General features: G+C 65.8%; 11 protein-coding genes. 8 read left to right on the top strand and 3 right to left on the bottom strand.

Going from position 1 to position 11464, the window contains the following annotated elements; all coding sequences use genetic code 11:
• Window positions 1–143: 143 nt before the first annotated feature.
• Genes selB through U0177_RS27210 form a run of 4 tightly spaced genes read left to right on the top strand, consistent with a single transcriptional unit; the run spans window position 144 to window position 3817 of the window.
• Complete coding sequence (gene selB / locus U0177_RS27195) at window positions 144–2042, top strand: selenocysteine-specific translation elongation factor (protein WP_409573827.1); 1899 nt, start codon at window positions 144–146, stop codon at window positions 2040–2042.
• Between the two features lie 41 nt (window positions 2043–2083).
• Window positions 2084–2350, top strand: a complete 267-nt coding sequence (locus tag U0177_RS27200) for a hypothetical protein (RefSeq protein ID WP_409573828.1) — start codon at window positions 2084–2086, stop codon at window positions 2348–2350.
• A complete protein-coding gene (locus U0177_RS27205) occupies window positions 2347–2610 on the top strand; it encodes a hypothetical protein (RefSeq protein ID WP_409573829.1) in 264 nt (87 codons plus the stop codon). Before U0177_RS27200 ends, U0177_RS27205 begins: the two co-directional genes overlap by 4 nt.
• Before the next feature lie 25 nt (window positions 2611–2635).
• Window positions 2636–3817, top strand: a complete 1182-nt coding sequence (locus U0177_RS27210) for a zinc-dependent metalloprotease (RefSeq protein ID WP_409573830.1) — start codon at window positions 2636–2638, stop codon at window positions 3815–3817.
• Between the two features lie 156 nt (window positions 3818–3973).
• Here the strand turns inward: U0177_RS27210 and U0177_RS27215 are convergent, their stop codons facing one another.
• Window positions 3974–4255 (bottom strand): PspC domain-containing protein, encoded by a 282-nt coding sequence (locus tag U0177_RS27215; RefSeq protein WP_409573831.1) that lies wholly within the window; start codon window positions 4253–4255, stop codon window positions 3974–3976.
• Between the two features lie 207 nt (window positions 4256–4462).
• Between U0177_RS27215 and U0177_RS27220 the strand changes: the two genes are divergently transcribed.
• Complete coding sequence (locus U0177_RS27220) at window positions 4463–5362, top strand: DMT family transporter (protein ID WP_409573832.1); 900 nt, start codon at window positions 4463–4465, stop codon at window positions 5360–5362.
• A 68-nt stretch (window positions 5363–5430) separates the two neighbouring features.
• A complete protein-coding gene (locus U0177_RS27225; protein WP_409573833.1) occupies window positions 5431–6591 on the top strand; it encodes an aminotransferase class V-fold PLP-dependent enzyme in 1161 nt (386 codons plus the stop codon).
• Window positions 6592–7138: 547 nt separating this feature from the next.
• Here the strand turns inward: U0177_RS27225 and U0177_RS27230 are convergent.
• On the bottom strand, window positions 7139–7627 hold the full coding sequence (locus U0177_RS27230) for a hypothetical protein (protein ID WP_409573834.1): 489 nt from the start codon (window positions 7625–7627) through the stop codon (window positions 7139–7141).
• Window positions 7628–7948: 321 nt separating this feature from the next.
• Between U0177_RS27230 and U0177_RS27235 the strand changes: the two genes are divergently transcribed.
• Entirely contained in the window at window positions 7949–8347 is a 399-nt protein-coding gene (locus tag U0177_RS27235; RefSeq protein WP_409573835.1) for a hypothetical protein, read from the top strand.
• Window positions 8348–8567: 220 nt separating this feature from the next.
• On the opposite strand, the gene aceB is transcribed toward U0177_RS27235, so the two are convergent.
• Window positions 8568–10163: a malate synthase A gene (aceB, locus tag U0177_RS27240; protein ID WP_409573836.1), complete on the bottom strand. Its 1596-nt coding sequence runs from the start codon at window positions 10161–10163 to the stop codon at window positions 8568–8570.
• 460 nt (window positions 10164–10623) lie between these two features.
• Here aceB and U0177_RS27245 point away from each other — a divergent pair.
• Window positions 10624–11464, top strand: an 841-nt coding sequence (locus U0177_RS27245) for a hypothetical protein (RefSeq protein WP_409573837.1), incomplete at its 3' end; no start/stop codon positions are given.

Below are 11464 nucleotides of genomic sequence, written 5' to 3' on the forward strand. Positions count from 1 at the left end.
TTCTACACCACCGTGGCGCTGCCTTGCCCGCGCTTGCCGCGCGTGCTACAATACGCCTCACTTTTCGCTGTGTACGCGCTGTCTCCGCACCACCAAGGCACAATCCGGCCCACCCGCGACCGCGCAGCCTGGTATGGCTCCCAATGTATGTGATAGGCACCGCAGGCCACGTGGATCACGGCAAATCCACGCTGGTGAAAACGCTCACCGGTATCGACCCGGATCGCTGGGAAGAAGAGCGCCGCCGCGAGATGACGATCGACCTGGGCTTCGCGTGGCTCGTGCTGCCAAGCGGCCGCAGCGTCAGCATCGTCGATGTGCCCGGCCACGAGCGCTTCGTGAAAAACATGCTGGCCGGCGTGGGCGGGATCGACGCCGCGCTGCTGGTGGTGGCCGCCGACGAGTCGATCATGCCGCAGACCGAAGAGCACCTGGCGATCCTCGATCTGCTGGGCGTCGAGCACGGGCTGGTGGTGCTTTCCAAGGCCGATCTGGTCGACGCCGAGTGGCTCGAGCTGGTGAGCGAAGAGGTGGCCGAGCGGCTGGCCGGCACCAGCCTGGCGCAGGCTCCGCGGCTGGCGGTGTCGGCCCGCACCGGCCAGGGCATCGCCGAGATGCTGGCCGCGCTCGACACCCAGCTCGACCGCACGCCCTCGCGCGCGGGCGCGCACGGCGCGCCGCGGATGTCGATCGACCGCTCGTTCACCATCGGCGGGTTTGGCACGGTGGTGACGGGCACGCTGCTCGACGGCCCGCTGGCGATTGGCGACGAGGTCGAGATCGTGCCGAAGGGGCTGCGCGCGCGCGTGCGCGGCCTGCAAACGCACCAGCGCAAGGCAGAGCGGGCGCGGCCCGGCGCGCGCGTGGCCGTGAACCTGGCGGGGGTCTCGCACCACGAGATCGGCCGCGGCGATATGCTGGCACTGCCGGGCCAGGTGCGCGCCACCAACCTGCTCGATGTGCAGCTGCGCGTGGTGGCCGGCGCGCGCCCGATCGCGCATAACGACCGGCTGGATCTGTTCGTTGGCGCGGCCGAGGCGCCCTGCCGCGTGGCGCTGCTCGACGCCGACGAGCTGGCGCCCGGCGGCACCGGCTGGGCGCAGCTGCGGCTCGAGCGGCCGATCGCCACGTCGCGCGGCGACCGCTACATTCTGCGCCAGCCGTCGCCCAGCCAGACGCTCGGCGGCGGGCGGGTGCTCGACACCGAGCCAGCGCGCCACCGCCGCTTCCGGCCCGATGTCGTGGCTGCGCTCGGCGCGCTGGCGCGCGGCCGCCCATCCGATCTGCTGCTGCGCGCGCTCGACGACGGGCAGCCGCACGCATGGGCCGCGCTAGTCAAAGCGAGCGGGCTGACCGAGGCGCTGGCATTCGAGGCTCTGGGCGAGCTGGTGGGCGAAGCAAGCGTCCTTGTGCTCGCAGAGCAAGGCGAGGCGAGAAGCCAGGCCGATGCAGCAGTTTCGCCTGGCCCTCCCGGCCTGCTTATCTCGGCAAAGGGCTGGGCCGCGCTCAGCGAGAAGCTAGCGACCGGGCTGCGCGGCTACCATCGGCGCTACCCGCTGCGGGCCGGCATGCCGCGCGAAGAGCTGCGCAGCCGCCTGAAGCTGGGCGGCGACGCGCTCGAGGGCGTGCTGGCGGCGGCCGTGGCCCGCCGGCTCGCCGCCGTAAACGAGGCCAGCGTGCGGCTGCACGAGTACGTGCCGGCACTGGCGCCCGAGCAAGAGCGCGCCGTCACGCGGCTGATTGCGGCATTCCGCGCGGCGCCATACAGCCCGCCCGCGCTCGATCTCGAGCCCGAGCTGGCCGGCTGGCTGGCCGAGCAAGGCCACGTGGTGCGGGTCGCGCCCGAGATCGCATTCTTGCCCGAAACCTACGCCGAAATGGTGAACTGGGTACGCGAGAGCATTCGCGCGCGCGGCAGCGTGACGGTGGCACAGTTTCGTGATCACTTTGGCAGCAGCCGCAAATATGCCCTGGCCTTGCTCGAGCACCTCGACGAGCGCAAGGTGACGCGGCGGGCCGGAGAGGCGCGCGTGCTGTACTGACGCAACAAACCAGCGCTCTTCGTCGTCGGAGGGACAAACGCATGCCTGTGCAGAATCCGCGCGTCGACTACCCCGAGCTGCTGCGCGCGCTCGGCCACTTCATTCAGCGCGAGCACCTCAGCGACGTCAGCATTGTCGAATTCGACCGCGGCTGGGTGGTCACCGGGCTGACGTTCAAAAGCACCGCGCAGGGGTTCATCCGCGTCCCGGCCGATTTCGTGATCGCGCACGACGAGGTGCGCAAGATGATCCAGGATCTCCAGGATCTGCGGCAGGGCGATCAACCGAAACGGGGGTGGCTCGGATGAGACTATTCCGCGGCCTGAAGCGCAGCGACTACCAGGATGTGCTGCGCGCGCTCGGCTACTTCATCGACGACCACGGCTACACCGACGTGCGCATCGTCGAGACCGAGGACGGCGTCGTGCTGCAAGGGCGCGTGCCCGACCGCCACGATATTGGCGCGTCGAGCTACGACACCTACCTGATCACCGACGACGATATCAAGATCATGGTGCGCGACGCGTTTATGCGCCGCGGCCAGAAACCACCAGCCTACAGCGAGTGAGTTTCAGAACCGAAAGGATTTTTTCGTGCCATCAAAATCGAATTCAAGCCTGCGCCGCGTCGGCACCGTGCTGCTGCTCGGCGTGGTTGCCGGCTATGGCGTACGGTATGTCGCGTCGCGCATGGCCGCGCGCCCGGCCAGCGGCGGCCCCACCAGCCTGATCGACTGGGACCAGGCGCGCAAGTTCGCGCTGCGCGTGTCGCAGTGGGAGCAAGCCGGCATTCCCGAGCGGGCGCGCCGGCGCGAGCAGTACGAGCGGCTGGTCGGGCGCAGCGAGCCGCTGATCGCCAAATACCTCAACGTGCAGCTGCCCGCGCCGATCAACCGGGTGTACGTGGTCGACCGCCGCGAGTGGCTCGAGGCCAACTTCAGCTCGTTCGCGGTGGTGTTCAAGCCGATCGAAGAGCTGTACGAGCGCCTGGGCGCGCGCCAGAATAGCCTGGGCGCGGCGCTCGGCACGATCAACGGCACGATCATCGGCACGCAGATGGGCGTGCTGCTGGGCTTCCTGGCGCGGCGCGTGCTCGGCCAGTACGATCTCAGCCTGCTTTCGCCCGACCCGGAGATTCGCGGCGCGCTGTACTTTGTCGAGCCGAATATCGCGCGCGTGCAGACGCAGCTGGGCCTGAGCGACGAAGACTTCCGGCTGTGGATCGCGCTGCACGAGGTGACGCACGTGTTCGAGTTCGAGGCGTACCCGTGGGTGCGCACCTACTTTAACGACCTGCTGCGCCAGTTTCTAGGGCTGCTGACCGACCAGCTAGCCACGGCCGGCGGCGGGCTGCCGCAGATGCTGCGCCGGCTGGTTGGCGGCGGCGCGAGCGGCGCGCACTGGCTCGAGCGCGTGCTCACGCCCGAGCAGCAGCGGATCTTCGACCAGCTTCAGGCGCTGATGTCGCTGGTCGAGGGCTACTCGAACCATATCATGAACGCGATCGGCGAGCAGCTGCTGCCGAGCTTCCGCGAGATCGAGGCGCGCGTCGAGCAGCGCCAGCAGAGCAAGCCGCTGTTCGAAGAGATCTTCAACCGCGTCACCGGCATGGATCTCAAGCTGGCGCAGTACAAGCAGGGCGAGGCGTTCGTGAACGCCGTGGCGGCGCAAAAGGGCGTGGCGTTCATCAACCGCGTGTGGGATCGCCCCGAGCACCTGCCGACCATGGACGAGATCCGCAGCCCGCAGCGCTGGATCGCGCGCATGGGCGGCTAGAAGCCCGGCCCATACAAAAGCCCGCCGCCCGAGCGTTCTGCCTGGGCGGCGGGCTGATTCGTGAGAGGCTGTCTGACAAGGGTGGCGGCCACCCGCCAGAAGGGAAGTGCGAGGGGCTATGCCCCTCGCGCACCCTTTTCAAACAGGCTCTGAAGGCTACTTGATCTTCTCGCCGGTGTATGGGTCGAACTTCCACTCCTCGACGGGGCGCGGATGGTCGGGCAGCGCGCTGGGCGCCGGCGCGATGTAGCCGGGCTGGTCCTCGGGCATGACGACCCACAGCACCAGGTAGATCAGCGGGCTGGCGCCGCCAAGCACCACCGCCAGCACGAACAGCAGCCGCACGATCGCCGGGTCGATGTTGAAGTAGCGCGCCAGGCCGGCGCACACGCCTGCGATCATTCGGTCGTTCTTGCTGCGCGCGAATTGAGTATTCATGCGAATTCCTTTGCTGTTTCAGTCACCGCACGGGTGCGGTTGTTTATCGCTCTGCCAATAAGACGAGCGGTGCGCCAAAAGGTTGCGGCCTCATTGTTCCCGCGAATCAGGGCAGCTTGTCACTCGACAGCACGCGCCGCGTGGCGGATACTGGGGGCTCCGCTGTTTGAGCCTGCGGCAGCAGCGCTGCCAACTAGGAACACAACCATGCAACGCACGATCGCGAACGAGCGCATGCCCGCCGAGACCGCCGGGCTATGGTATGGCCTGCTGGGCGTGCTGAGCTTCAGCCTGACGCTGCCAGCCACGCGCGTGGCAGTGGCCTACCTCGACCCAAGCGTGGTGGGGTTGGGGCGCGCGCTGGTAGCCGCACTGGTGGCGGCGGCGCTGCTGGCCGCCACCCGGCAGCGCTGGCCCACCCGAGCCGAGTGGCGCAGCCTGGCGATCGTCGCCTGCGGCGTGGTGCTTGGCTTCCCATTCCTCTCGGCCTGGGCGCTGCGCAGCGTGCCGGCCGCGCACGGCGCGATCGTGATCGGGCTGCTGCCACTGGCCACCGCGCTCGTTGCCACGCTGCGCGGCGGCGAGCGGCCCTCGCGGCTCTTCTGGCTGGCGAGCCTGGCCGGCAGCGCGGCGGTGGTGAGCTTCGCGCTGGCGAGCGGCGCGGGCGGGCTGACGCCGGCCGACCTGGCGCTGCTCGGCGCAGTTGCGGCCGGCGCGGTGGGCTATGCCGAGGGCGGGCGGCTCGCGCGCTCGCTCGGCGGCTGGCAGGTGATCTGCTGGGCGCTCATCCTCGCCGCGCCATTTATCAGCCTGCCGGTGGGCCTGGCGCTGTGGCAGCATGGCGCCGCCGCGCCGCCGCTGGCCTGGCTGTGCTTCGCCTACGTCGCGCTGGTGAGCCAGCTGCTCGGGTTTTTCGCGTGGTACCACGGGCTCGCGCTCGGCGGCGTGGCGCGCGTCAGCCAGCTGCAGCTGCTGCAGCCGTTCTTCACGCTGGCGGCCTCGGCGCTGCTGCTGGGCGAGCACGTGACACCTGCGACGCTGGCGGTGGCGCTGGTGGTGATGGCGGCGGTGGCGCTGGGCCGCCGCGCGCCGGTGCGGCGAAGCTAGGCTAGCGCGGGCAATCCGGCCGCGCACGGTCAACACCCTGAATAAGCGTTTGTATCACGGAGTACGTCATGGCACCGCTCTCACTCCCGCGCTACGCCGGCGAATTTCTGCTGCGCCCCGAGATGGCGTTTCTGAACCACGGCAGCTTTGGCGCCTGCCCGCGCCCGGTGTTCAAGGAATACCAGGCCTGGCAGCAGCGGCTCGAAGAGCAGCCGGTCGAATTCCTCGGCCGCCGGATCCACACGCTGCTAGCCGAGGCGCGCGCCGGGCTGGCGGCGTACCTCGGCACCCAGGCGGGCAACATCGTGTACGTGCCGAACGCCACCTACGGCGTGAATATCGTCGCGCGCTCGCTTGGCCTGCAGCCGGGCGACGAGGTGCTGGCCAGCGATCACGAGTATGGCGCGGCCGATCGAACCTGGCGGTTTGTGTGCGAAAAGCGCGGCGCGCGCTACATCAACCAGCCGATCGCGCTGCCGCTCGCCAACGACGCGCAGTTTGTCGATCAGCTGTGGGCCGGCGTCACCCCGCGCACCAAAGTGATCTTTCTGAGCCACATCTCCTCGCCCACGGCGCTGATCTTCCCGCTGGCCGAGGTGTGCCGCCGCGCCAGGGCCGCCGGCATTACCACGGTGATCGACGGGGCGCACGCGCCCGGCCAGATCGACCTGGCGCTCGACGCGCTGGGCGCCGACTTCTACACCGGCAACTGCCACAAGTGGATGTGCGCGCCCAAAAGCGCCGGCTTTCTCTTCGCCCGGCCAGAGTGCCAGGCGCTGCTCGAGCCGCTGATCGTCAGCTGGGGCTGGCGAAGCGAAACGCCCGGCGAGTCGCAGTTCCTCGATTACTTCGAGTGGCGCGGCACCCACGACCCAGCCGCCTACCTGAGCGTGCCGGCGGCGATCGAGTTCATGGCTACGCGCGATTGGCCGGCGGTGCGCGCGGCCTGCCACGCGCTGCTGCTCGACGCCGAGGCGCGGATCGTGGCGCTCTCGGGGGCGCAGCCGATCAGCCACCCCGACATGTTCGCCCAGATGCGCACGATACCGCTGCCGCCCTGCGACCTCGGCGCGCTGAAGGCCCGCCTCTGGGATGAGTTCCAGATCGAGGCGCCGCAGGTCGGCTGGAACGGCGGCCACTACATTCGCGTGTCGGTGCAGTGCTACACCAGCCCGAACGACCTCGATCGGCTGGTCGGCGCCTTGCAGCAGCTACTGCCCGGCGCTTAAGCCGGGCGGCCTGAGGATGCAGGCCGCCCGCGGCCGGCGCATTGAGCCACACAGCGTCGCCCGTAGCTCCGGCCAGCTTCTCCCCACCTATCGCCAAGCGCGCCCTGATACCAGGCGCGCTTGGTGCTTTTGTGCTGCGGCGTCGTGCAACGCCTTTCTTCCCCTGCGCCCACCCATCGTACGCTCTTCGCTTGATCACCTATAGCTTGAGTTGCACTGCGTGGCCGCCACGCAGTGCAGCTCAAATAAAGTCACGCAGTTGCGCTGTTCGGCTTTCGGAAGCCGTGCATATTGCCTGCGGCAGCAAGGTACTTTTTGATTATCGTGTATGCGGTTTTTCCGCGCTCCGCGCGGAAAAACCGCTACCTATACACGAAGAGAGTACCGCTCTGCCGAAGGCTGAGCGCGCCAACTGCGTACGTCCTAACAAAAGAAATCGGAGGCGGCGAAGCCGCCTCCAGACCCCACCAATGTATTCCCGAAGCAGTTTCGGCTTTGCCGAAACCGCCACACCGCCGTGTGTTCCCGAAGGGGCAGGCGGGTGGGATCAAAGGACGTTGCGCGAGCCTCGCTGCGGTGTATCACCGGCCGCCAGCGCCACCAGCGGCGCCGCCCAGTGCCGGCCAAGCTCGGCGCGCAGCTGTGTGCAAAGAGTGTGCTGGCTGTAGTGCAGCAGCGCAGTTTCGGCCAGCTCGAACACGTGCAGCCCGTAGGCGATCTTTTCGTAGGCCGGGCCAAGCTCGAGGCTCTGGGCTTCGTAGGTGGTGATCAGCAGCGTGCCTGTAGGCATATACTTGCCCTGAATGAGGTTGGCGATCAGGTTCACGCCAAAGCCGCCGGCCAAGCTCACGAGCGCGCTCATTACTCCGTTCGGCGCCTCGTCGTAGGCTGCGACAATCGGCAGCATCGTGCAGCCCAGCAGCATTGGGTACAGCGTTGGCGTGCCCGATCGCGCCAGCGCGTCGGATGGATCACGCGCGATATCATCGATGATATTGCGCAACTCGTGGCGCCAGCGTTCGATCGTAAACGGCATTGTGCCACTCCTTGATTCGGAAAGCCCTTTCCGGTCGTATAATGGTAAAACGATGGTTATGAGAGAAGAGATACGCGGGCGCGTCAGGCAGACTCCGCCGGGCGCTTGGCGCAGGTTTTGCGGCCGGGCCGGCGCTAGCAGGGTTTCGAGCTTTGGGCGTGTGGAATGTGATACGCTGTTCGCTTGATCACTTCTAGATTGTGTTGCACTATGTGGCTTCGGCACATAGTGCAACACAATAAAAGCTCTGGGGGCGGCTTCGCCGCCCCCAAACCCCCACCAAAGTGTCAGTCATCAAGCGAATTTGGTACGAGGTGGCAGATGCATTCGCAGGCGCGTAGGCTTGCGGCCGGCTGCGGCGTCGCGCTGCTGGTGCTGCTCGTAGGCGCCTGCGCGCTGGCGCTATCGCCGGCCGGCGGGCGCCAGCAGATTGTCACGATCAGCAGCCAGGCGCCCTACAGCCCCGGCGTGATCTTGCTGTGGCGCACGATCGACCCGCGCGACACGTGGGTGCAGGTGCGGCGCATCCGGCTGTGGCCGGGCGCGGCCGCCCCGGCGCTGCTGCGCCGCTCGATCGCCAATAGCCTCGCGCCGATCGCGGTGGTGGACGACAACGGGCGCCCAGGCGACTGCTTTATCGGCTCCAGCGGCTATACCCAGCGCGGCGCAGAGGTGACCACGCGCACGCTGTTGATCGGCTGCCTGCTTGATTGGAAATAACAATGGTGGGGGTTTGGGTTCGCAGGCCCTCAAGAATGCTATCTTGGCGGGGGCGGCAAAGCCGCCCGCAGATGCTTGTTTCGCGCTGTGGCAGAGCGGCGGCTCTGCCAGGCGCGAAATGGATCGTTACCTGGAGGCTCACAGACCCTCCAAACCTCCCGTTGGATAATTACTAATGAAGCCGAAGCGGGGGGCAGGCGACGAACAGCCGCCCCGCGGCCTAGTCGATATACTCGTAGCCTGGCAGGGTGAGGAACTCGACAAACGAATCGTCGGCGATCAGCCGGTCGAACAGCGCGCCGGCCTTGGCAAAGTTGCGCGCGTCGTACTGGGCCGCGCCGTAGCGCTCGCGGAGCTTGGCAAGCTCCTCGGCCAGCACCTGGCGGAACAGATCCAGGTCGATCTTGCGGCCGTCGCTCAGCACGCCCTTGGGGCGGCGCACCCACTGCCACACCTGCGCGCGCGAAATCTCGGCGGTGGCGGCGTCTTCCATCAGGTTGTTGATCGGCACCGCGCCCTGGCCGCCGAGCCACGCCTCGATATACTGCACCCCCACGCTCACATTCGTGCGCAGGCCAGCCTCGCTGATCGGGCCATCGGCGAACTTCAGCAGGTCGGCGGCGCTCACCTGCACGTCGTCGCGCCTGCGGTCGATCTGGTTGGGCTGCGGCATCACCGCGTCGAACACCGCGAGCGCCACCGGCACCAAGCCGGGATGCGCGACCCAGGTGCCGTCGTGGCCGTCGTTGGCCTCGCGCTCTTTGTCGGCGCGCACCTGCGCGAAGGCGCGCTCGTTGGCCTCGACGTCGTTCTTCACCGGGATAAAGGCCGACATACCGCCCACGGCGTGGATGCCGCGGCGATGGCAGGTTTTGATCGCCAGCAGCGAGTACGAGCGCATGAAGTGCGTGGTCATCGTCACCAGCGCGCGGTCGGGGAACACGTGCTCGTGGTTGCGGAACTTCTTGATGCAGCTGAAGATATAATCCCAGCGGCCGCAGTTGAGGCCAGCCGAGTGGTCGCGCAGCTCGTAGAGGATCTCGTCCATCTCGAAGGCGGCGAGGATCGTCTCGATCAGCACGGTGGCGCGGATCGAGCCCTGCGGCACGCCCAGATCGTCCTGGGCCATCACAAACACGTCGTTCCAGAGCCGGGCCTCAAGGTGGCTTTCGAGCTTCGGCAGGTAAAAGTACGGGCCAGTGCCGTTGGCCAGCAGCGCCTTGGCGTTGTGGAAGAAGTACAGGCCGAAATCGAACAGGCTGCCCGAGGCGGGCTGGCCGTCGATCAGCAGGTGCTTCTCGTTGAGGTGCCAGCCGCGCGGGCGCACCAGCAGCGTGGCGACCTGCTCGTTCAGGGCGTAGGCTTTGCCCTCGGGGCTGGTGTAGTCGATCCGGCGGTTGATCGCGTCGCGCAGGTTGATATGGCCCTGGATGTTGTTGTCCCAGGTAGGCGAGTTAGCGTCCTCGAAATCGGCCATGAACACCTTGGCGCCGGAGTTGAGCGCGTTGATCACCATCTTGCGATCGACCGGACCGGTGATCTCGACGCGGCGGTCGCGCAGGTCGGCCGGGATGGGCGCGACATTCCACTCGGCCGCGCGGATGTGGGCCGTCTCGGGCAGGAAATCCGGCAGCGTGCCGGCGTCGATCGCGGCCTGGCGCGCGTCGCGCTTGGCCAGCAGCTCGGCGCGGCGAGCCGAGAACGCGCGATTGAGCTTGGCGACAAACGCCAGCGCCTCGGGTGTAAGCACCGTGGCGAAATCATCGTCGACCCGGCCCAGAACTTCAATACCGTCGGGATACTGGTGCTTGCTCATGCGCGCGCGCTCCTTCGCTATGCTGTTGAACCCAGAGATATTCAGCCTATTATACGGGCTCTTGATCCGGGGTAGTTACAGGCGGCCTCTGCATGTGCTTTCAAGCGCCCAGTTGGCGAGTGAATAAAAAACGCGGTTTTGCCTCTAATATCATGGTGAGAGTACGAAATTCTCCTAGCGCGGCGACCTGCTCGAGGGAGCCGTGATTCAGTGACTCGATCGTTGGGCGATATTTAAAAATTCAAGAAATGAATGTTCTCGCGAGAAAATTTATCAAAAACGACTATTGCGATCACGATTTCCTTATGATATAGTAAGCTCAACCTCTAAAAGAAACCGGAAATCTCAGGCGATCTTGGGTAAGGCGCGACCTTCTATGGTTGCGTCATGTGCAATGCATACCCTAGCAAGAGTGTTGGCTCTTGTTTCCTTTTGGCTACATTCATAATGAAAAACGTCCATGCACATTAACGACGCAGAACAGAAAGAACGGCAAACGCGCCTTCGCAAAATAGGTTGGATCCTGGCACTCTTGTTTATTTTGATTCGCACAGCAATCGGCTTTTGGCTAAATGTGCCAGCAGCGCAGGCCCTCGGTATTACATGTGTTAAAGCCGATCAGCGGCTGAATATCGGGCCGGCAGATCAAAAGATTATATCGATTCCAAAGCAAGGTTGTGAAGAGATAGCTCTTTCTCAACCCTTTCATGGCGATGGAACGCCTGCTTATGATCTTGTGCTGTATGAAAGCTACGCCCCCAAGCCCGATCACATAGATCTAGACTGGATCGAACTACAAGTTTCAGCCGACGGCCAGGATTGGAAAACGGCATTTACATGGAGTAGCGATAAGAATAGCGCGAACAACTCGAACATTGCCAGCTATGCCACTGACAAAGACGGTGCGTCTGATAACGAAAAAATCCCGGTATCCGCTTTGTATGGCAAGCCAATTCGAACCGGCATCCTGATCGACATCGATCAGCTTGTGCCTCCCGGCGATTACGCTTATATTCGGATAGTGAGCCCGCCGGATAGCACCGAGGCGGCGCAAGTCGATGCAATCGAAATCCTGACGGAACCCTTGCACCGTCCAACTCCGACGCCGGAGTCGCCAACTCCTATATCACCGACGCCGACCGACACGCCGACGAACACACCCGTGCCGCCGACGAACACGCCGACGAACACGCCAGTGACACCGACGGATACGCCGACGAACACGCCAGTGACACCGACGGATACGCCGACGAACACGCCAGTGACACCGACGGATACGCCGACGAACACGCCCGTGCCGC

Origin of the sequence: Kouleothrix sp. (assembly GCF_046328425.1) — a bacterium.
Taxonomy (GTDB): domain Bacteria; phylum Chloroflexota; class Chloroflexia; order Chloroflexales; family Roseiflexaceae; genus Kouleothrix.

Bases quoted from the DNA above. Each gene is read 5' to 3' on its own strand.
- U0177_RS27215 (WP_409573831.1), bottom strand. From the start codon at position 4,255: ATGAATACTCAATTCGCGCGCAGCAAGAACGACCGAATGATCGCAGGC.
- U0177_RS27235 (WP_409573835.1), top strand. From the start codon at position 7,949: ATGCATTCGCAGGCGCGTAGGCTTGCGGCCGGCTGCGGCGTCGCGCTG.
- U0177_RS27200 (WP_409573828.1), top strand. From the start codon at position 2,084: ATGCCTGTGCAGAATCCGCGCGTCGACTACCCCGAGCTGCTGCGCGCG.
- selB (WP_409573827.1), top strand. From the start codon at position 144: ATGTATGTGATAGGCACCGCAGGCCACGTGGATCACGGCAAATCCACG.
- U0177_RS27230 (WP_409573834.1), bottom strand. From the start codon at position 7,627: ATGCCGTTTACGATCGAACGCTGGCGCCACGAGTTGCGCAATATCATC.
- aceB (WP_409573836.1), bottom strand. From the start codon at position 10,163: ATGAGCAAGCACCAGTATCCCGACGGTATTGAAGTTCTGGGCCGGGTC.
- U0177_RS27205 (WP_409573829.1), top strand. From the start codon at position 2,347: ATGAGACTATTCCGCGGCCTGAAGCGCAGCGACTACCAGGATGTGCTG.
- U0177_RS27220 (WP_409573832.1), top strand. From the start codon at position 4,463: ATGCAACGCACGATCGCGAACGAGCGCATGCCCGCCGAGACCGCCGGG.
- U0177_RS27225 (WP_409573833.1), top strand. From the start codon at position 5,431: ATGGCACCGCTCTCACTCCCGCGCTACGCCGGCGAATTTCTGCTGCGC.